Origin of the sequence: Winogradskyella sp. PG-2, assembly GCF_000828715.1 — a bacterium.
In the GTDB taxonomy this organism is placed as follows: domain Bacteria; phylum Bacteroidota; class Bacteroidia; order Flavobacteriales; family Flavobacteriaceae; genus Winogradskyella.
In genome coordinates this window covers 3,167,876-3,188,325 of the sequence record NZ_AP014583.1, presented here as the reverse complement: position 1 = coordinate 3,188,325, position 20,450 = coordinate 3,167,876, and the positions used below count along the sequence as shown (strand labels likewise).

The window sequence follows — 20,450 nt, the reverse complement described above, 5'->3', positions numbered from 1 at the left end:
CATGAAAATTAAGACCTCTTATAGATTTATAAGAGGTTTTTATTTTTTTTACTAATGCTCTACAGCTTTAACAGCTCCACTAGGAATACGAATATGCTCTACAATATCCTGAACCTCTTGAGGTGGTGCTTTTGTGAATTTCATTATCGTAATTGAAACTATAAAATTGAGAATCATAGCAATTGTACCAAAGCCTTCTGGCGAAATACCAAACCACCATTCGCTTTTATTAGGTAATACCTCATCAAACCAACCGAGTTTATACTTCATCATATAAAGGAGCATACTCACAATACCAACCATCATTCCTGCAATCGCGCCTTCTTTATTCATTCGTTTATAAAAAATACCTAAAATAATAGCTGGGAAAAATGAGGCTGCTGCTAAACCAAAAGCTAAGGCAACTACAGCTGCAACAAAACCTGGTGGATTAATACCAAAATAACCAGCAACACAAACCGCACCAACTGCAGATAATCTTGCTGCAACTAATTCACCTTTTTCAGATATTGAAGGCTTTATTATTTTCTTAATTAAATCGTGAGATACAGATGAAGAAATCACTAATAACAATCCTGCCGCAGTAGATAATGCTGCAGCTAATCCACCTGCTGCGACTAATGCAATCACCCAATTAGGTAGTTTAGCAATTTCAGGATTTGCTAATACCATTATGTCTCTGTCTATTATTAATTCATTTTTAGACGCATCTGCCACATATGTAATTAGACCATCATTATTTTTATCATCAAATGCTATCAATCCGGTTGTTTCCCATTTCTTAAACCATTCCGGAACTTCTGCATAAGATTGATTAGAAACCGTTTCAATCATATTAGTCCTAGCAAAAGCTGCAACTGCTGGTGCAGATGTATATAAAATAACTATTAGTAATAAGGCGATTCCAGCAGATTTTCGAGCATCTTTTACACGCTTAACTGTAAAGAATCTTACAATTACATGTGGTAATCCTGCAGTACCAACCATTAAAGCTAATGTAATAGCAAAAATATCTATAGTTGACTTTGAGCCTTCGGTATATTCAGCAAAACCCAATTGTGTACTTAAACCATCTAATTTATCTAATAAGTATGTTCCCGAACCATCACTTAACTCAGCACCAAATCCTAATTGAGGTATTGGATTCCCAGTCATCTGAATTGAAATAAAAATTGCTGGAACCATAAAAGCAAATATCAAAACACAGTATTGTGCAACTTGCGTATAGGTGATGCCTTTCATACCACCAAGAACAGCGTAAAATAGAACAATGAGCATTCCTATAAATACTCCTGTATCGATATCTACTTCAAGAAATCTTGAAAACACAATACCTACTCCACGCATTTGACCTGCAACGTAAGTAAATGATACTAAAAGTGCACAAAATACAGCCACAATACGAGCTGTTTTTGAATAGTAACGATCACCTATAAAATCTGGAACTGTAAACTTGCCGAACTTACGCAAATAAGGAGCTAGTAATAAAGCCAATAATACATAACCACCTGTCCAACCCATTAAATATACAGCACCATCATAGCCAGCAAATGAAATAATACCAGCCATAGAAATAAAAGAAGCCGCACTCATCCAATCTGCCGCTGTTGCCATACCATTAGCTAAAGGCGAGACTCCGCCTCCTGCAACGTAAAATTCTTTTGTAGAGCCAGCTCTAGACCATATAGCAATACCAATGTACAGTGTGAAAGTAATGCCAACTAAAATATAAGTCCAAGTTTGTACATCCATTTCGGCTATAAGTAAAATTCTATTCATCATAGCCGTATTTTTTATCGAGTTTATTCATTAATCTCACATATACAAATATGAGTATTACAAAGACATACATCGAGCCTTGCTGTGCAAACCAAAATCCAAGTTTAAAGCCTCTAATCTTTATGGCATTTAACTCGTCTTTAAACAAAATGCCTGCACCATAAGACACGGCAAACCATATGACAAGTAAGATTAATACATATATTATATTGTCACGCCAATAGGCTTTTGCATTATCGGTTACTTTCATTAATAGTCTGTTTTAATCTCGTCAAATAGGCTTTTAATTCTGAAATTACCTTTGGTGCTAAAATTATCGTTGCAATCATAGTAGGAATTGCCATTAAAGCAAAAACTCCGTCTATGAGGTTAATCATCATACTTAGACTCGTGGTAGCTCCCAAAAGAATACTTAAAATATAAAAGTAATTGTAGTAATGTTTTTTGTCCGCACCAAAAAGGAAGGACATACATTTTGTTCCATAATAAGAGTATGAAAACAATGAGCTCATACTAAACACAGTAATACAAATTAATAATGCATATTTTCCATAAGTTGGCATTACGTTAGAAAATGCAGAAGCTGTAAGACTTACACCATTATTATCTGTACTTTCCCAAACACCAGTAACCAAAATCGCCAAAGCTGTTAGTGTACAGACAATTAATGTATCTATTGCTGGTCCGAGCATAGCCACTAAACCTTCTCTAATAGGCTCATCTGTTTTAGCAGCTCCATGTGCCATTGGCGCTGTACCAATACCAGCCTCATTAGAAAACGCACCTCGCTTAATACCATGCAAAATTAAAGCACCAACTACACCGCCTAAAAAAGTATCCCCCTCAGGATAATAATTAGCCGCAAACGCGTCTGTAAAAATGAGTTTTAAATAATAGAGTAACACATCACTGTGAGCTACTAATATAATAATGACCAGAATAAAGTATAACACAACCATACTTGGTACTAACCGCGAAGCGACACTACCAATACGTTTTATACCACCTAAAATTACTAAAGCTGTGATGCTTACTAAAATGAATCCTATGTATAGGTTTGTTACTAACCCAACTTCTACTCCATTAGGTATGAGTAATATATCATTTAAAGCTTGGGTTAATTGATTGACATTAAACACTGGTAAAGCACCTAGCAAACCACAAAAACTAAAAAATATAGCTAAAGGATTCCAAGATTTACCTAAACCTTCGGTTATAAAATACATTGGTCCACCTTGTAGATCACCAGCACTATCCTTTCCACGATATAATATGGCCAAAGTTGATGTAAAAAATTTGGTAGACATACCGATAACTGCACTCATCCACATCCAAAATACAGCACCAGGACCACCAATCGATATCGCAACAGCAACACCTGCAATATTTCCCATACCTACGGTTGCAGATAATGCCGTTGTTAAGGCTTGGAAATGTGAAATCTGACCAGGATCATTTGGATCATCATATTTTCCTCTAAGTACACTAACCGCATGTCCTAAATACCGAAACGGTAAAAATTGAGAACGAATCAATAGGTATAATCCACCACCAATGAGTAGGATGAGTAAAGGTAATCCCCAAGCTAAGGCAGAAAAATCTTTTAGTAGTTGGTTAAGAAACCCCATAAGTTATAAATGTAGTAAACCAAATAAAATTATACTCGATAGAAACTATCTATTTTAAAATAAACCTGAATCGCACGCAACCAAATATGGTTTTGAGCATCTAATATATAAATCAATCAACTATGTATCTAAGAAATAGAGTTAATGTTTTACTCATTTTATTAACCATATTTTTAAATTGTTCTATCGATGACCCACACAATGAAATAGTTGTTTATGAAGAAAATAAAACTAGAATAACTTTACTCAATGTAGCAGATTATAGATGTCCTTCAGATGTTTTATGTTTTTGGTCAGGAAATGCTGAAGTATTAATGAGGATGCAGAAAAATGGTCAATCTGAAGATTTTGTATTGAATACTCATGGTGAGATACCTATGCCTTGAAATACATTCTCAGATAATATAGAGTTATTTGGAATAAATATTGAATTAATAAGCTTAGAGCCTTACCCTACATCCGAATCTTCATTTACGACTGATACTTATACCTTTACATTAGATGTTAGTGAATAGTTAATTGAGCAAATATAAATATTACCTTTGTACATAAACCAATCACCAATTGAGTACAAATCGTCTTTATTTTATTGATGCAGTAAGGGCATTTGCCATTTTAATGATGTTGCAAGGGCATTTTATAGATTCTTTACTCGATGTCTCTTTTAGAGACCAAAGCAATACCATTTTTAAAACTTGGGAATATTTTAGAGGTATTACCGCACCTACTTTTTTTACAATATCTGGTTTAATATTCTCTTATTTAATGATTAGAGCTAAACATAATGGAACTTTAGAGAAACGCATGCGTAAAGGGTTAATACGTGGTCTTATGCTAATAGGTATTGGTTATCTTTTACGTGCACCTATTTTTGAGTGGCTAGTAGGACGATTTAATAGTTATTTCTTAGTTATAGATGTCTTACAATGTATTGGTTTGTCTTTAATAACCATTGTTGTTATTTATAAATTGGTTTTGAGGAAAACACTACTATTCTCTATAGTAATGCTATTGGCAGGCACCTGTATTTTTCTAACTGAACCTTTGTATCGGTTTTTAGAACTAGAAGGAATCCCATTGTTTTTTTCTAATTATATGACTAAAAGTAATGGATCTGTATTTACCATTTTTCCTTGGTTTGGCTATATGGCTTTTGGTAGCTTTTTTGCAACTATTTTTTATCGGTATTTACAGGGTAAGCATTTTAAAACTTCTATAGTTTCAGCTTTTTTTATTATTGGTTTATCCTTAATTTATAAGTCGTCTTGGTTACTCATAAAACTCTATAATATATTTGATGTTGAACTATTAAAAGCGTCTGCTAATTATAATTATTTATTTACAAGACTTGGAGATGTTCTTATTATATTTTCACTGTTTTATCTTGCAGAAAAATTTATAAAACAACCTTTAATTTTAAAGATTGGGCAAAAGACGCTTTCTATTTATGTGATTCATTTTATTATCATCTATGGAAGTTTCACAGGTATTGGCTTACAAAAACTCATTGGTAAAACATTATTGCCATGGCAAGCTATATTTGGGGCACTACTATTTTTAACTATTGTTTGCTTTATATCATTTCACTATGCTAAAACCAATGCTTTCATTTATCTTCATTTAAGGAAATTCTACGATAAAATTAAAAAGAGAGTGTAATATGCTTAAAAGAGTTTTTAAAAATATTATGCTATTATGCAGTCTTTTCTTTCTCAATTGTGAAAACAAACGAAAGCATAATACTGTTGTAGAAAAATCTACGCATACCTACAGAAGTTTAAATTCAGAAACGCTAGAGTTAGATTATTATAAGCCAAAAGAAAACAAGGATAACTTACCACTTCTTATTTATGTACATGGTGGTGGTTTTGCTAATGGACAAAGAGATGAGAAGGTCATCGTTAGTCTTGCGCATAAGCTTGCCGAAAATGGTTATGCTAAAATTGCGGTATCTTACAGATTAACACGTGCCAACAAAGACTTTAACTGTAATACCAGTGCAAATGATAAAATAAAAACATTTAATGAGGCCTCAGAAGATATAAGCCATGCTTTAAATTATGTGTTAGAAAACACTGCTACATTTAAAATTAACAAAGACAAAATCGTTATTGCCGGAGAAAGCGCTGGTGCTGAAGCTATTTTAAATTTAATGTATACTTATAGGGATACTATAATTCCTAAGGAGTTTAAATTTGCTGGTCTAATTAGCAGAGCTGGTGCCTTAACCTCTTTGGACAATATCACAAGTCAGTCCGCAATTCCTACTCAGTTATTTCATGGTGAAAACGATCAATTAGTGCCTTATAATTATGGATCTCATCATAATTGCAACAAAAATGAAGATGGCTATTTAGAATTATATGGCTCTAAAGCTATTGTAAATCATTTAAAACAATTAGATAAACCTTATTACTTAGTTACGTTTAACAATGGAAATCATGGCATGCATGGTTTTTCAGATAAAAGCTATAGTATGGAAATTATAAACTTTTTAAAGTCATTAGATCAAAAAGTAAACCAAGAGCAAATAGAACTCAGGTACTAAAACGATCCACCTTATATTATAAATTAATAGCTTATTTTTATAGAACATTAATTATTCAGTAGCTTAAAAATGAAACTTAACATCGTAATTTTATTTATTTTAAGTCTAACTTTTTTATCGTGCAATAGAATTGCAAACAAAACCAAAGAAGGAATTAACAAAGGTGGTGAAGTTGTAGGTGAAACAGCTACAGAATTTATAGAAGGGGTTACAGAAGGTGTCGATAAAACCTTAGAATGTGAAATTTTTTTATCAAAAAATCTTAAAAGTAAAGGTTTAAAAACTAGTACTTATAATATAGAAAGTCAACCAATTGTAAATAATAATAAATTAACTTTATATATTATTTTTAATAAGAACTTTAACAATAACGTTATGGTAAAAGCCTTTAATAAAAATAAGCTCGAAATCGGAAGAGCAAGAACTTTAATCTCAGGAAAAAAAGGTGATGCAGGTTATTTTGATTTCGAATTTGATGAGCGAACTGATATAGGTTTTAGAAATATAATTACGATAGAATAACATGGAAGAACTAATTCATAAATTTTATAATGCCTTTGAAAATCTCGATGCAGATACCATGTGTGCTTGCTATCATGATGATATTCATTTTGAAGATCCTGCTTTTGGCGTTTTAAAAGGTGAGAAGGCTAAAGCTATGTGGCAAATGCTTTGCGCGTCGCAGAAAGGAAAAAATTTCAAAGTAATTAGCTCTAACATAAATACAAATGACACTAATGGTTCTCCACATTGGGAAGCTTTTTATATGTTCAGCAAAACGGGTAGAAAAGTGCATAATAAAATTGATGCAAAGTTTGAATTTAAAGACGGTCTTATAATAAAACATATCGATCGTTTTAATCTGCATAAATGGTCTAGTCAGGCAATGGGAATAAAAGGGTTTTTATTTGGTGGTATGGGTTTCTTTAAGAAGAAATTACAGAAACAAACAAATTACCTTCTTAGTAAATTTATAGAAGAAAAAAAGCCATCTTCTTAACGATAGATGGCTTTTTTTAATAGCAATGTTTCTTTTTAGGGACTTAAAAGTTTACTTTATGTTTCATTGCATAATATTTATTGCAAATCCTATGCCAAAATTAATGCTACATAAAGTTAAAAAAATGAAATGAGTTCAGGTTATTCTAAGATACCATTAGCAAAAAAATTAGGTCTAAAAGCAGATTTTAAAATCTATCTTTTTAATGCACCAGATTATTATCACGATTTATTCGATGAACAATCTGATAATATACATTACCTAACATCCATAAAAGCAGATGAATTAGATTTTATACACGGATTTTTTACTAAAAATAAAGAATTAACCAAAACAGTTACAAGTTTAAAAGCTGGCTTAAAACAAAAAGGTATACTTTGGTTGAGTTCGCCTAAAGGAAAATCTAAAATTGAAACCGATATTAATAGAGAAATAGTACGCGCTATTGTTTTAGAAACTGGATTAGTAGATATTAAGGTCGCTGCAATAGATGAAGATTGGAGTGGTCTAAAATTTATGTACGAGCTTAAAGATAGAAAATAATCAACTATTGGCTTTTACCTTTCCTTCTACTCCTTTGTAAAACGCCTTCATAAACTTAAAATCTGCTTCAATATCATCAGTAGGATAAAACGGATTTGAAACCCTGTTTTGTTTATTTTTAAAATCGAGAGTAAACATTATAATTGGAACTTTTGCTGCTTTAGCTATATAATAAAATCCCGTTTTCCAGTTTTCGACTTTTTTTCTCGTGCCTTCCGGTGCTAATGCCAGTCTAAATTCTTCTTCTTCATCAAACAATTTAGCTATAGCTTCAACTTTATTCTGACCAGACGTTCTATCTAATGCTTTTCCTCCTACAGCTCTAAAATAATAGCCAAAAGGCCAGGTAAAGAGTTCTTTCTTACCAACAAAATTTGTTTTAACTCTAGTGACTTTTCTTAAGAGAATACCAATGTAGAAGTCATGCCAGCTTGTGTGAGGTAAGGCAATAATAACTGCTTTTTTCACAGTATCTTTTGAAAAGTTAGTGTTTCCAACAACTTTCCAGCCCATTAATTTAAAATAAATGAATTTTGCTAACCAACGCATGCTACATCTTTTTGTATAGCTCTAACAACTTCTGGCGTGTGATTATTGCTTTCCAGTTTTTACCAATTGCATTTTCCCAAAGTGGCTCTAAGCTTAAAGCAACATCGATCATTGTGTCAAATTGATAATCTTCTAAGTCTGCACAGATACCTTGTGGTAATTGAATATTATGTTTAGCCTTCATATCCTTGAACAACTTAACACCTTCTGGATAATATTCTTCTAAATGATCAAATACGATACAGTTTCCTATACCATGTTTTACACCAAGTAAATAACCTAAACCGTAACTCATAGCATGCGCAATCCCAACTTGAGAATAAGCAATACTCATTCCTCCATGCCATGATGCCATCATTAGCTTATCTTCTGCGTCTTTCTTACTTAAAGTTTCATCTAAAAATATCTCTTGACATAATTCGAAAGCTTTTTGACCATAACTCTCACTAAAAGCGTTTAAATAAGTTCCGTTAAGTGACTCTACACAATGCACAAAACAATCCATACCTGTATAAAACCATTGATCTTTAGGTACATCTTTAGCTAATTCTGGGTCTAAAATCACTTGATCAAAAGGCGTGTAATCACTATTAATACCAAGTTTTCTTTCTGGACCAGTTAAAATTGTAGTACGAGATACTTCTGCGCCTGTACCAGAAATTGTTGGAATACCAACATGATAAATGGCAGGATATTTAATCAAATCCCAACCTTGATAATCTTTTGACTCTCCTTTATTGGTAAGCATCAATGATACCGCTTTTGCAATATCCATAACAATACCTCCTCCAATACCAATAATACCAGATGGCAATTCACTATACTCAAGTATAATATCTTCTACCAGCTGATCTATTTGAGAGGTTTTCGGCTCTTCCTTTGTAGGTATATAAATGATTTTATCCTTGTAAGACAAAGTAATTCTAGAGGTCAACCAGTGGTTGCCTTTAAACACATCGTCAACATAAAATATAAATGGTGCATTACGTCCATTGCGCTTTGGTGAGAGAATTTCATCTAGCTGATTAAAACTTCCACGTCCAAAAACAACTCTAGACACCATTGGATAATTCTTATATATCATTTACTCTAAATCTTTAACAAAAATAAAAACAAACTTCGTATTAACTAAGTATTTAAATTAAATTGAAACTTTTCTTCAAAAAGTCCAACATGATAACCATCAACTAAGGCATGATTAACATTAATAGAAACATTCATCATTAGTTTTCCATTACTTTTTTCTGCTTTTGAAAATGCAATTTTTGGTACAGAATCCATAATTCCTGATACTGGTTCTTTATGACCAGAAAACTTAAACCAAGGTAAAGCAGAACAATGAATACAATCTTGACTGTTAACTGGTGGATATAAGTCATACGAATTTTGAATTCTAATTTTTTCTTTTTTCAAATTATTTATAAATACATCCAAATCTTCATCATAATTTATAAATGAAAACCCAAAAGTTTTATCTTCTCTCATAATAGTAGCCGACGCATGTATTACATCATAATCAACAACTTTATTATCAATTATTCGGTAACGAAAATTATCAACTTCATTAACTGCTTTCATACAACTATGCAAATACTGAGCAAAAAAACTAATCTTCTGTCCCTTAGCATAATCATAAGCTTTAGTTACATCAAATGGAATAACTACACCGAAATAAGGATCCTTAAGCCGTATAAAATGATTGTAGAGCTCTTTACGATTCCAAGTATCTATATCTACAATTTTCATTGTAACAACTTAATAATTTCGGTCAAACTTTCTACAATTTTATATTTGGCACCATTTGTATCCTTTTCATTAACTTTTTCATGTTCCCAAGTTGTATGAAATGGAATATGAATAGCTTCTGCACCAATATTTAATAAAGGCAAAATATCAGATTTTAAAGAGTTACCAATCATTAAAAACTCTGAAGGCTTTATCTCTAAATGCTTTAAAAGTTTCTCATAGTTGGCATCTTCTTTTTCACTTAGTACTTCAACGTGATGAAAATAATCAATCAATCCCGATTTTTCTAACTTTCGTTCTTGATCTAGCAAGTCGCCTTTTGTTGCGACAATTAATTTATAATCTTTAGACAAGGTCTTAAGCACATCTTCTACGCCCTCTAATAATTCTATAGGCTTATTAATCATATCCTTACCAATATCTAACATTTTTGAAATTACTTTATTAGAAACTGTACCATTAGACAATTCTAGTGCTAATTCTATCATAGACAACATAAACCCCTTAACACCATAACCATACGTCGGAAGGTTTTTAATTTCCATCCGAAACAACTCCTGGTCTATCTTATTTGGTGTTTCGTAATGTGATAATAGTCTACCTACTTGTTCTTCTGCATCTCTAAAGTACGTTTCATTAACCCAAAGGGTATCATCAGCATCAAAGCCAATTACTTTTATGTTATTATAATTCACTTCCACAAACGCTTCGCTCTTTCTAAATCTTCAGGAGTATCAATCTCAACTCCTTGTACTTCAGTTTCTACCATTTTTATACGTTTACCATATTCTAAATAGCGTATACATTCTATCTTTTCAGATGCTTCAATGTATTTCATAGGTAAAACAGCAAAATCTAAAATGGCATCTTTTCTAAACGCATATATGCCTTTATGTTTAAAATAACGTGCTCCAACATTTTTATCTCTTGGAAAAGGAATTGGGCTTCTAGAAAAGTATAAAGCAAAATTATTTTGATCTACAATTACTTTTACGGTATTAGGATTGTTGATTTCGTCCCAATGGGAAATTTCTACCATAAGCGACGCCAAATCAATAGTTTTATCAACATCATCTCTAAAAACCTCTAGAACTTTATGCAAACTTTCGCGCTCAGTAAAGGGTTCGTCACCTTGTACGTTAACAACAATATCACAATCTACATCTGCAACTGCTTCAGCAATTCTATCACTTCCAGACTCGTGTTCTTTCTTACTCATGATGGCTTTACCACCATTATTTGCTATTTCGTCATAGATAATAGAGCTGTCTGTGACCACATAAACATCAGAGAAGAGTTTAGTAGCAACAGTAGCTTCATATGTCCTTAAAATCACAGATTTACCTGCTAAATTTTGCATCAATTTACCCGGAAATCGAGATGCACTATAACGTGCAGGAATCATGGAAATTATCTTCATCTATCTGTAATTATAGGATTCAAAAATACGGCTTTAGGATGATTTTGACTTACTAGGTTTTAACTTTTTATAGATTTTAAAAACAATATAAAAGATGAATATAACGAGAATAATAGCAACAATTGGCAAAAATATAGAAACTATAGACATGACTAAAGATGTACCTGTTTCAATAGAAGAAACTAAAGGATTTCCAATACCTGCAGTAGATATGGTTGAACCTAATCGTGTGGTACTCGCCGAACTTTTCACAGCTGCAGCTGTACCTCCACCAGCAATGATAGCTAACGCCCAAGTTACCACAGGACTTAAATCTGCAACTGTAGATACCATAACTGCAGTACCTGCAATAGTTGCTAAAGGAATCGCAATAGTATCTAAAAGGTTATCTATTACAGGAATATAATATGCCGCTATCTCTACTAAGGTTGCAATACCAAGAGTAATAACTGCAGTAGAACTACCAATCCAAAGCCAGGATTCATTAAGATCCCATTTTCCAAAATAGGTTGCCAAACTTAATGCGAATAAAGGCAAAAAAACTCTAAAACCTACCGAAGCAGCTAGCCCAACTCCTAGAAATATATTAAAATTGTTTCCATTGTCATACTTCTAATTTAAATCATTTTCAACAAACATATCATCTTTAAATCCAATTAAATAGAGTTTATCCTTAGCTCTAGTAATTGCGGTATATAACCACCGTATGTAATCCCTATTCATACCTTCTGGTAAATAAGGTTGTTCTACAAAAATTGTATTCCATTGACCACCTTGGGACTTATGGCATGTAATAGCATAAGAAAATTTAACCTGTAGCGCATTGAAAAATTTATTGTTCTTAACTCCTAGAAAACGTTTATAATTTGAAGGTTCGTCTTCATAATCCTTAGACACTTCCTGATATAATCGATTAGATTCTTCATAACTCAAAGATGCGCTTTCTACATCTATAGTATCTAAAAGTAAAACTGTTTCAAATGGACGCATTTTAGGATAGTCTACCATTTTTACTTTCACTTCAGCAAATCTAAAACCATACAATTCTTTTATACTGAAGATTTCTAGTAATTCTATGATATCACCATTAGCAATAAAGCCAGCTTCTGTAGTAGGTTTAATCCAAAAATAGTTATTCTTAACCACCATTAAATAATCACCAGCAGACAATTCGCTTTCGTTAAATAAAATACGCTGTCTAATTTGTTGATTGTATGCATTGGCGCGTTTATTACTTCTTACAATTATTGCTGTCTCTTCATAACCTTCATTACTATATGCATCATTAATAGCATCCATAATTTCATAGCCATCAACAAGTCTTACTATATCTTTAAATGGACTAAGATTAAATTTAAAACTTTCATAAATCGTAGACTCTAAAACCGACCTTAATTCTGTAGCATTTTCTAAAATACCAGAATCTTGTTCTTGTCTTACCACTTCATCAAGTTCAATTCCAATCACGTCTTTATAATAATTTAAGCTCAGTTTATCTACATCTAACGCAGGACTTAAATCAGATTTTACAGGTGGAAGCTGTGCTTTATCACCAATTAAAAGCAGCTTGCACTGATGGCCAGAATAGACGTATTGCATTAAATCATCAAGTAAAGAACTACTATCAAATGATTTAGAACCAGATGGAGTATCTGGTATCATAGAAGCTTCATCAACAATAAAAATTGTGTTTCTATGTTTATTTGGCTGCATTACAAATTTTACTCCACCTCCTTTTTCTTTCTTCGGAAAGTATATTTTTTTGTGAATTGTGAATGCTTCCTTCTTAGAATAATTAGAAATTACTTTGGCAGCTCTTCCTGTTGGAGCTAATAAAATAGCACTTTTTTTTGCTTGCCATAAGTTAGAAACAATAGTGCCAATGATACTCGTTTTTCCTGTTCCAGCATAACCTTTAAGTAAATATAATGCGCTCTTGTTAGTGTCAAAAATAAATTGAGATAGCTGCATTAACACCATATCTTGCTTGGAAGTTGGCGAAAAAGGAAACTTAGATTTTAGTAAAGTATAAAATGCAGAAGCATTAGAAATCATAGATAAATAAATATACAGCAAGATAGCATTATTCTAGATTTTAAATGAGACTCAGCACTTTACTTGTTTATTTTGAATGATTTTTATTTAGATAGTTTTAACGAACAAAAAAAAATTGTAGATTTGCGATAGACCTAATTAATAAACACATATATGAAAGTAATTATAGCAATTGTAGTTATTATATTATTAACCATTGGTATTGTTTGGTTAATTGACAAATTTGTACCAAAGAAATTAAAACCAATCGTTAATATTGTTCTATGGGCTATAATTATTTGGTTAGGCTTTATAACATTTAATTCTGTTTATAAAGATATTAAGTTTAAGAAAACAAAAATAGAGCGTTATAAAGTTGTTATAGACAGATTAATAGATGTTAGAGATTCGCAATTAGCTTACAAAGAAGTGAATGGTGAATTTGCTGGTGACTTTAAAAAGTTAATAAGTTTTGTTGACAATGGTCAAGTACCTATTACACAAAGACGTGACACTTTAGTTTTAGATGTTGAAAGAACAGCAGCCTTTGGTGGTGTTGAAACTTTTAAAACTATAACATTAATTGATACATTAAGTTTTTACTCTGTAAAAGATTCTATATTTAAAGGAAGTGATCGTTATAAAACTATGATGAATGTTGGAATTGGAAAGGCAGGCGCAGAATTCACTTTAAAAGCTGGTAAACTAGATGAAATCCCTGTGTTTGAAGCGAGTGTAGACAAATCTTTAGTTTTAGATGGTGAAGATAAATATCTAATTGAGCAAGAAAGACAAGCATTTTCTGTTGCTGGTGTTAAAGGTGAATCTGTAAAAATAGGTTCTATGGAAGAAGTTACTACTAATGGAAATTGGGGTAAAGATCTTACAATCAAAGAGTAATTTTGACTAAAAATAATATTAAGGAACTGTCCATTCAAGTGAATTTGAATGGGCTTTCTTTTTGTATACTAAACAGAACTTCTAATACCATTGAATTTCTAAAAACTACTGCCTTTGGGCAAAAGTTGAATCCATTTGATGTTCTTAATCGTTTAAAGACAGAGCTTAGTAGCAGCACCTCATTCTCCGAAGACTTTGATTCAGTTACAGTTATTCATCAAAATGAACTAGCAACTTTGGTACCTAATGCTTTATATAACGAAAATAATAAAGCAGATTACCTAAAATTTAATTCTAAAATTCTTAAAACCGATCTTATTGCGCATGATGATATTGTAATAAATGATAGTAGTAATGTTTATGTGCCTTATGTAAATATAAATAATTACATTTTTGAAACCTTTGGTGAATTTGTATACAAACATGCCTCTAGTGTTTTAATTGATAGTATTCTACAAAACAATCGAAGGGACGAAACAACTGTTAATGTTAATGTTAATGATAACACATTAGAGGTCATTGTATCAGAAAAGAAAAGTCTTATGCTTTTTAATTCTTTTGAATACAATTCAAAAGAAGATTTTATCTATTATATATTATTTGTTTTTGAACAACTAAATTTAAATGTTGAAACTACCTTTGTTTACCTTAGTGGAAATATTTCCAAAGAAGATGGACTTTATGATATCATCTATACATACGTTAGGCATATCTATTTTGTTGAAAATTTCTTAGCTTACAATCTCGAATCAACAATCTCAAATAATGCATATAAAACGCATTATTTAATTTTAAACTCATTTTAATGCGCATTATATCTGGCCTATATAAAGGAAGACGAATCACAGCACCAAAAAAACTACCTGTTCGTCCAACTACAGATATGGCGAAAGAAGCTTTATTTAATATTTTAAATAATCAATATTATTTTGATGATATTTCTGTGCTCGATTTGTTCGCTGGTACTGGCAACATAAGTTATGAATTTGCTTCACGTGGTACAGAAAAAATCTCAGCAGTAGATGATAATTTTGGTTGCATAAAATTCATCAATGAAACTGCTGAATCTTTTGAAATGTCAATTAACACCATAAAAAGCGATGTATTTAAGTTTCTTGAAAAGACCAAGCAAAAGCATACGATAATTTTTGCAGATCCTCCCTACGATTTTGAAATTGAAGTCTTTTCAAAAATTCCTGATTTAGTATTTAAAAACCAGTTGTTAGAAGACGAAGGCTTGTTAATTGTTGAACATTCTAAACATACTGATTTAAGTAATTTAGAGTATTACTCCCATTCTAAAAGCTATGGTGGTAATATGTTCAGTTTTTTTGAAATTAAAGAAAACGAAGACTAAAAAAACAAAGCCTCATGTAAAACATGAGGCTTGTTTAATTAAGCAAATCTATAAGCCGAATTCTGTACTCTAAAAAGAGCCCTTATCATTTATCTTCGTTTACTGTTACCAGCAAACTTTAGCTGCCTACCCTCTAACAATCGCGCGTGTACACTCGAACGTTAGTATACATGACATTGCACCACATAGAGTTTACCTGGTTTCACTACAGCATTACCTGTACATACTTTCTGTTGCACTTTTCCTAGCCTTACGACTGGTGGCTGTTAACCACTATGATTGCACTATGGTGTTCGGACTTTCCTACCCTAAATAAATTTAGAATCGATAAGGCGATTTACTAGCAGGCAAAGTTATAATATTAGAATAAAGAGTTAAGTGTATTGCAATAATTATTTTTAACTTAGATTATCATTAAAACTTATTTTATGAAAAAACATATCGTTTTAACCTTTATTGCTTTAATATCTATCTCAGCATTAAGTGGGCAACGTGGCAGTAAAATTATGACTAAATTCAAAGAAAAAGCTGTTGATTTTAAAAGCAAGACTCTTTTGGTTGTTCTTAAAGAGGAAAAGAAAGACATCGATATTAAATACAATAATTATATCAAAAAAACCTTTGAAAGTGAATGGGATATCAATGATAGCATCATGTACATTACTGAAAAAGAGTATAAAAAGTCTTATAGAAAAGATGATTCAAAAGCTTATTTTATGCATAAAAAAGGTGGAGCTCCAAATATGATGACAAGTGCTAAACAACTATTCACGCTAGGGAATTGCGGAGAAAAAAGACCTGTACATCAATACGGTTTTGATTTCGATGAAGAATCTACATTAGGTAGTGTTTACAGGCAAATTCAAAAAATAGAACAACTATTATATACGTATTTGGAAATAGACCCTAAAACAATGTGGAAACGTTATAAAGAATTTAAAGAAAATGGATTTGATCAGCGTGATTCAGCAGAATCTTTAAAAAATATGACTTTATATATTGATAGAGAGGCTGTTGACGACGACTTTAAGTCTAATTTAGATAAGATTTATAATTATGAATATAAATTAGTTACCAAAGCAGATATAGATAACGCGATTACGGAAAATAATGAAGATATCGCCTATGTAGAATATGGAGTAGTTATAGATGCAGATGAAGGTTATGCATTCGTAATGTTTGGTGGTATACTTATGAATTACTATTTCACAGATACTTCTAGATTGAAATTAAAGAAGAAAGACCAACTTCTTAAATTAGAAGTTTTAAAAAACCTTGCTAAAGTTATAAATTAATTAAAGAATACTGTTAATAACTCCACAAAACTAAGCCCAAATTGAAATACAATTTGAGCTTAGTTTTTTAAATTTGTAACTCAGTTAATTTCAATGGAACATTTCGTAGTATCGGCTCGCAAATACAGACCACAAACCTTTAAGGATGTTGTAGGTCAGCAAGCTATTACTAATACATTACTTAATGCCATTGAAAACAATCACCTAGCCCAAGCCTTATTATTTACAGGTCCACGTGGTGTTGGTAAAACAACATGCGCACGTATCCTTGCTAAAATGATTAATAGTGATGGCAACACAAGTGAAGACGAAGATTTTGCTTTCAATATTTTTGAATTAGATGCAGCATCTAATAATTCAGTAGATGATATAAGAAGCCTTACAGATCAGGTTCGTATTCCTCCACAAGTTGGTAAGTACAAAGTTTATATCATTGATGAGGTACACATGCTATCTCAAGCTGCTTTTAATGCCTTTCTAAAGACCTTAGAAGAGCCGCCAAAACATTGTATTTTTATTTTAGCAACTACTGAGAAACATAAAATTATTCCAACGATTTTATCGCGATGTCAAATTTTCGATTTTAAACGAATTACTGTTAAAGACGCTAAGTCCTATTTAAAATATATTGCTGAAGAGCAAGATGTAACAGCAGAAGATGATGCGCTACATATTATTGCTCAAAAAGCAGATGGTGCTATGCGAGATGCCTTATCGATTTTTGATCGAGTTGTTAGTTTTTCTGGTAAGAACTTAACCAGACAAGCAGTTACTGAAAATTTAAATGTACTAGATTATGAAACGTATTTTACAAGTACAGATTTAATCTTAGAAAATAATATACCTGAATTGTTAGTGAAGTTCAATAGTATATTATCAAAAGGGTTTGATGGACATCATTACATTGCTGGTTTGGCATCACATTTTAGAGATTTAATGGTTTGTAAAAACCAAGCAACTATAGAACTCTTAGAAGTTGGAGACGATACCAAACAAAAATATATTGACCAATCGTTGAAAACCTCGCATAGCTTTCTCATGAAAGGTATCCAACTTGCAAATGACTGTGATTTAAAGTATAAAACTAGTAAAAATCAACGCTTACTAGTTGAACTAACCTTAATGCAGCTTGCCTCTATCACTTTTGATGGAGAAAAAAAAACAGTAAGCATTTCATAATTCCGCCTTCTTATTTTAAAGCTAAAGGTATTACTCCAATTTCTGTTCGTAAACCTAAAGTTGAATCTAATGTTATTGATAAAAAACCAATTCTCAAACAAGAACTGGTTGTTGAAGAAACCCTCGCTGCAGTGGCAGCAACCCCTGTAGTTCCTAAAATATCTATTGAAAAACCAAAGAAAAGTATATCAGGATTATCTTTAAAAAGTATTAAAGAAAAGAAAGAGCACCTCATCCGACAAATGGATGTTATTATTGATGAGGATGATCTTCCAAAAGAACCTGTGACTCAAGAAGCATTATCTGAGGCTTGGAAATCTTACACAGCACAAATGGATAAGAAGGGCGAAAAAATTATGGCTTCAATATTACAAATGGATTCACCTAAACTCAATGGAAGTATAATTCACTTAACCTATTCTAATAATACTAATAAAATAGAATTAGAACGTGCTGAGTTTCCTTTGATGACTTTTTTAAAGAAAAAATTACGTAATTACGATTTAAAATTAGAGATTACGGTAAATGAGGAAATTGCTAAGAAATACGCATTCACACCTTTAGAGAAATACGAAAAATTAAAAGAGAAAAACCCAAATATTGAATTACTGAGAAAAACATTTGGGTTAGATATATAAGATCATAATCTATACTTTATAAATCAACTCAACACGAATTGAAACAAAATAAAAAATGAAAAAAACATTTGGACTATTTTTAATCTTAGTTATTGTATTTACTAGCTGTGAAGGAAGAATTACGCAAAACCAAGCACTTTCTGAAAGCATAGAAGAATTCAAAAAAACTGTTAGTTTTGAAGTAGATGTATACCACCCTGAGGGCTATATAGAACATGAAGTTGACACCTTATTAAGTAATGGCTATCGCGTAAAAATAAAAGCATTTTCAGATATGGATAATAGTGTCCTTTTTACTAAAATAAAAGACACTATTAATTATCAAACGCATTATAGAAATTTCAAGTTTAATGTTCAAGTTGAAAAGGAAGGTAAACTCATTTATAATAAAAGGTTTAATAAGTTTAATGCTAATAAAGTTTTAAGCTATAACTCTAATAATCAGCTACATAATTTTGATAAACTTGCTGTACTAAAATCTATAGAAGTTGATGGTGATAGTACTTTAAAAAATAGTATTTCAATTCATATCATTTATGCGATTCCTGAAACAGATCAAATAGCATCACATAAACTTATTATAGATGAATATGGTAACTCAAAATTTATTCACCTAGACCAATAAAGATGATGCTAAGACTTAAATTACCTACGGATCCAAGATGGGTGAATATCGTAGAAAAAAATATTGAAGATATTCTTACTGATCATGCATACTGTGAGCAAAAAGCTGCTAGTACTGCAATCTCTTTAATTGTTAGTTTTCCAGAATATACGGACCTTGTCCAAGAAATGATTGAATTAGCTAATGAGGAAATGAGTCATTTTAAAATGGTCCATGATAAAATTCTTGAACATGGTTGGACCTTAGGAAGAGATCGTAAAGATGATTATGTCATTTCACTTTTAAAATTCTTTCCTAAAGGAGGAAGTAGAACTACGCAATTAGTCCATCGTTTATTATGTGCCGCACTTATTGAAGCACGTAGTTGCGAGCGTTTTAGACTATTATCTGAAGAACTAGAAGATAAAAAACTAGCAAAGTTTTACAAAAAATTAATGATAAGTGAAGCTGGCCATTATACTATGTTTTTGAACTTTGCAAGACAATACGGGGACCGAAAAGAAGTTGATGACAAATGGCGACAACTTCTTGATTATGAAGCTGAAATAATAAGGAACTTAGGAAATAAGGAAACAATTCATGGATAAAAAAAAGCCTAAACATTGAGTTAAGGCTCTATAATATATTGTTGAAATTATTTCTTTAGATTTTTATACCAAATCCAAACTGCATTACATGATTCTTAGCTGTAACATCTGTTAGGTCTTTATCTAAAATATTAGAAAATCCATAAGATAATCTAGCATCAACAAATAATTCGTCTGTAATCATATATTCTAATCCTGCAATACCAGAAAATGCAAATGTTGAAAATCCATCTTGGTTTTTCCATGTTTTCAAAGCAATTTGAGGTCCAGCACCTAGAGATAATCGATCCGAAACAGATATACGTAATAAAATTGGTAACTGAATATAGTCTGCTCTTATAGCTTCATCTTTTCCTCCTTCAGCAGACCACTGAAGTTCTGTGCGTAAAGCAACGTCTTCTGTTAATCCGAAATCCACAAAACCAGCAAAAGCAAATCCATTACGATGTTTGTTACTGAAAGTGGCATCAGGGTCAAAGTCTAAGTTAGACACATTAAGCGCTCCTCTTACACCATATTTAATCTCCTGAGACATACATATAGTTGTAAAACAAGCAAATACTAAAGCAAATACAAATTTTTTCATAATATTTAATTTGAGATGGCTAATATAAATTTAAAA

The 20,450-nt window shown here is 31.6% G+C and carries 23 protein-coding genes, 1 other RNA gene and 2 pseudogenes; 14 read left to right on the top strand and 12 right to left on the bottom strand.

The genetic code is table 11. The features are described 5' to 3' along the window. Positions 1-51 precede the first annotated feature (51 nt). Genes WPG_RS14375 through WPG_RS14365 form a run of 3 tightly spaced genes read right to left on the bottom strand, consistent with a single transcriptional unit; the run spans position 52 to position 3,407 of the window. Positions 52-1,752, bottom strand: coding sequence for a sodium:solute symporter family protein (locus WPG_RS14375; protein ID WP_045475618.1), 1,701 nt, complete (start codon positions 1,750-1,752; stop codon positions 52-54). A 19-nt stretch (positions 1,753-1,771) separates the two neighbouring features. Beyond that, positions 1,772-2,029, bottom strand: coding sequence for a DUF4212 domain-containing protein (locus WPG_RS14370; protein ID WP_045473946.1), 258 nt, complete (start codon positions 2,027-2,029; stop codon positions 1,772-1,774). Then, positions 2,013-3,407, bottom strand: coding sequence for an alanine/glycine:cation symporter family protein (locus WPG_RS14365; protein WP_045473944.1), 1,395 nt, complete (start codon positions 3,405-3,407; stop codon positions 2,013-2,015). The genes WPG_RS14370 and WPG_RS14365 overlap by 17 nt, the downstream gene beginning before the upstream one ends. 122 nt (positions 3,408-3,529) lie before the next feature. On the opposite strand from WPG_RS14365, the gene WPG_RS14360 reads away from it, so the two are divergent. The 6 genes from WPG_RS14360 (at position 3,530) to WPG_RS14335 (ending at position 7,498) form a co-directional block, all read left to right on the top strand. Further along, positions 3,530-3,793 carry a hypothetical protein gene (locus WPG_RS14360; protein WP_045473942.1) on the top strand — a complete coding sequence of 88 codons (264 nt, stop codon included), beginning with the start codon at positions 3,530-3,532 and terminating at the stop codon, positions 3,791-3,793. Positions 3,794-3,971: 178 nt separating this feature from the next. After that, positions 3,972-5,066, top strand: a complete 1,095-nt coding sequence (locus tag WPG_RS14355) for a heparan-alpha-glucosaminide N-acetyltransferase domain-containing protein (RefSeq protein WP_084221595.1) — start codon at positions 3,972-3,974, stop codon at positions 5,064-5,066. 1 nt (position 5,067) lies between these two features. Then, the gene (locus WPG_RS14350) at positions 5,068-5,955 is read left to right on the top strand and encodes an alpha/beta hydrolase (RefSeq protein ID WP_052471288.1); all 888 of its coding nucleotides are present in this window, start codon (positions 5,068-5,070) and stop codon (positions 5,953-5,955) included. A gap of 69 nt (positions 5,956-6,024) precedes the next feature. Continuing rightward, positions 6,025-6,477, top strand: coding sequence for a hypothetical protein (locus tag WPG_RS14345; protein WP_045473940.1), 453 nt, complete (start codon positions 6,025-6,027; stop codon positions 6,475-6,477). A gap of 1 nt (position 6,478) precedes the next feature. Then, on the top strand, positions 6,479-6,955 hold the full coding sequence (locus WPG_RS14340; RefSeq protein WP_045473938.1) for a nuclear transport factor 2 family protein: 477 nt from the start codon (positions 6,479-6,481) through the stop codon (positions 6,953-6,955). Between the two features lie 129 nt (positions 6,956-7,084). Further along, positions 7,085-7,498 (top strand): DUF3052 family protein, encoded by a 414-nt coding sequence (locus WPG_RS14335; protein ID WP_045473936.1) that lies wholly within the window; start codon positions 7,085-7,087, stop codon positions 7,496-7,498. Here WPG_RS14335 and WPG_RS14330 read toward each other — a convergent pair whose 3' ends face one another. From WPG_RS14330 to WPG_RS14300, 7 genes and pseudogenes are all read right to left on the bottom strand, one after another. After that, complete coding sequence (locus WPG_RS14330; protein WP_045473934.1) at positions 7,499-8,047, bottom strand: 1-acyl-sn-glycerol-3-phosphate acyltransferase; 549 nt, start codon at positions 8,045-8,047, stop codon at positions 7,499-7,501. It lies immediately after the preceding gene. Between the two features lies 1 nt (position 8,048). Then, positions 8,049-9,131: an iron-containing alcohol dehydrogenase family protein gene (locus WPG_RS14325; protein WP_045473932.1), complete on the bottom strand. Its 1,083-nt coding sequence runs from the start codon at positions 9,129-9,131 to the stop codon at positions 8,049-8,051. A gap of 44 nt (positions 9,132-9,175) precedes the next feature. Next, positions 9,176-9,793 carry a CatA-like O-acetyltransferase gene (locus tag WPG_RS14320; RefSeq protein WP_045473930.1) on the bottom strand — a complete coding sequence of 206 codons (618 nt, stop codon included), beginning with the start codon at positions 9,791-9,793 and terminating at the stop codon, positions 9,176-9,178. Further along, positions 9,790-10,494 carry an HAD family hydrolase gene (locus tag WPG_RS14315; RefSeq protein ID WP_045473927.1) on the bottom strand — a complete coding sequence of 235 codons (705 nt, stop codon included), beginning with the start codon at positions 10,492-10,494 and terminating at the stop codon, positions 9,790-9,792. The genes WPG_RS14320 and WPG_RS14315 overlap by 4 nt, the downstream gene beginning before the upstream one ends. Beyond that, complete coding sequence (gene kdsB, locus WPG_RS14310; protein WP_045473925.1) at positions 10,485-11,213, bottom strand: 3-deoxy-manno-octulosonate cytidylyltransferase; 729 nt, start codon at positions 11,211-11,213, stop codon at positions 10,485-10,487. The genes WPG_RS14315 and kdsB overlap by 10 nt, the downstream gene beginning before the upstream one ends. Before the next feature lie 33 nt (positions 11,214-11,246). Then, positions 11,247-11,821, bottom strand: a pseudogene (locus WPG_RS14305) (DUF4126 domain-containing protein). Between the two features lie 4 nt (positions 11,822-11,825). Then, positions 11,826-13,268 (bottom strand): ATP-dependent RecD-like DNA helicase, encoded by a 1,443-nt coding sequence (locus tag WPG_RS14300; protein WP_045473923.1) that lies wholly within the window; start codon positions 13,266-13,268, stop codon positions 11,826-11,828. A 153-nt stretch (positions 13,269-13,421) separates the two neighbouring features. Here WPG_RS14300 and WPG_RS14295 point away from each other — a divergent pair, with 153 nt between their 5' ends. From WPG_RS14295 to rsmD, 3 genes are read left to right on the top strand one after another with little or no spacing between them, the layout of a single operon-like run. After that, complete coding sequence (locus WPG_RS14295) at positions 13,422-14,147, top strand: hypothetical protein (RefSeq protein WP_045473921.1); 726 nt, start codon at positions 13,422-13,424, stop codon at positions 14,145-14,147. A gap of 2 nt (positions 14,148-14,149) precedes the next feature. Continuing rightward, on the top strand, positions 14,150-14,953 hold the full coding sequence (locus WPG_RS14290) for a DUF3822 family protein (RefSeq protein ID WP_045473918.1): 804 nt from the start codon (positions 14,150-14,152) through the stop codon (positions 14,951-14,953). Continuing rightward, positions 14,953-15,504, top strand: coding sequence for a 16S rRNA (guanine(966)-N(2))-methyltransferase RsmD (gene rsmD / locus WPG_RS14285; RefSeq protein ID WP_045473916.1), 552 nt, complete (start codon positions 14,953-14,955; stop codon positions 15,502-15,504). Before WPG_RS14290 ends, rsmD begins: the two co-directional genes overlap by 1 nt. Before the next feature lie 35 nt (positions 15,505-15,539). On the opposite strand, the gene rnpB is transcribed toward rsmD, so the two are convergent. Next, an RNA gene (rnpB, locus tag WPG_RS17650) (RNase P RNA component class A) lies at positions 15,540-15,848 on the bottom strand. Positions 15,849-15,932: 84 nt separating this feature from the next. Here rnpB and WPG_RS14280 point away from each other — a divergent pair. The 5 genes and pseudogenes from WPG_RS14280 to WPG_RS14255 all read left to right on the top strand — a co-directional run bounded on the left by WPG_RS14280 (position 15,933) and on the right by WPG_RS14255 (position 19,828). Next, positions 15,933-16,799, top strand: coding sequence for a hypothetical protein (locus WPG_RS14280; protein WP_045473914.1), 867 nt, complete (start codon positions 15,933-15,935; stop codon positions 16,797-16,799). 93 nt (positions 16,800-16,892) lie between these two features. Continuing rightward, positions 16,893-18,007: pseudogene (gene dnaX / locus WPG_RS19015) on the top strand (DNA polymerase III subunit gamma/tau); the annotation flags it as partial. Between the two features lie 102 nt (positions 18,008-18,109). Next, positions 18,110-18,616, top strand: coding sequence for a hypothetical protein (locus WPG_RS19010; RefSeq protein ID WP_410529699.1), 507 nt, complete (start codon positions 18,110-18,112; stop codon positions 18,614-18,616). 55 nt (positions 18,617-18,671) lie between these two features. Next, on the top strand, positions 18,672-19,241 hold the full coding sequence (locus WPG_RS14260) for a hypothetical protein (protein WP_045473906.1): 570 nt from the start codon (positions 18,672-18,674) through the stop codon (positions 19,239-19,241). A gap of 5 nt (positions 19,242-19,246) precedes the next feature. Further along, positions 19,247-19,828 carry a tRNA-(ms[2]io[6]A)-hydroxylase gene (locus WPG_RS14255; protein WP_045475609.1) on the top strand — a complete coding sequence of 194 codons (582 nt, stop codon included), beginning with the start codon at positions 19,247-19,249 and terminating at the stop codon, positions 19,826-19,828. A 55-nt stretch (positions 19,829-19,883) separates the two neighbouring features. On the opposite strand, the gene WPG_RS14250 is transcribed toward WPG_RS14255, so the two are convergent. Continuing rightward, on the bottom strand, positions 19,884-20,414 hold the full coding sequence (locus WPG_RS14250; protein WP_045473904.1) for a porin family protein: 531 nt from the start codon (positions 20,412-20,414) through the stop codon (positions 19,884-19,886). Positions 20,415-20,450: the final 36 nt, after the last annotated feature.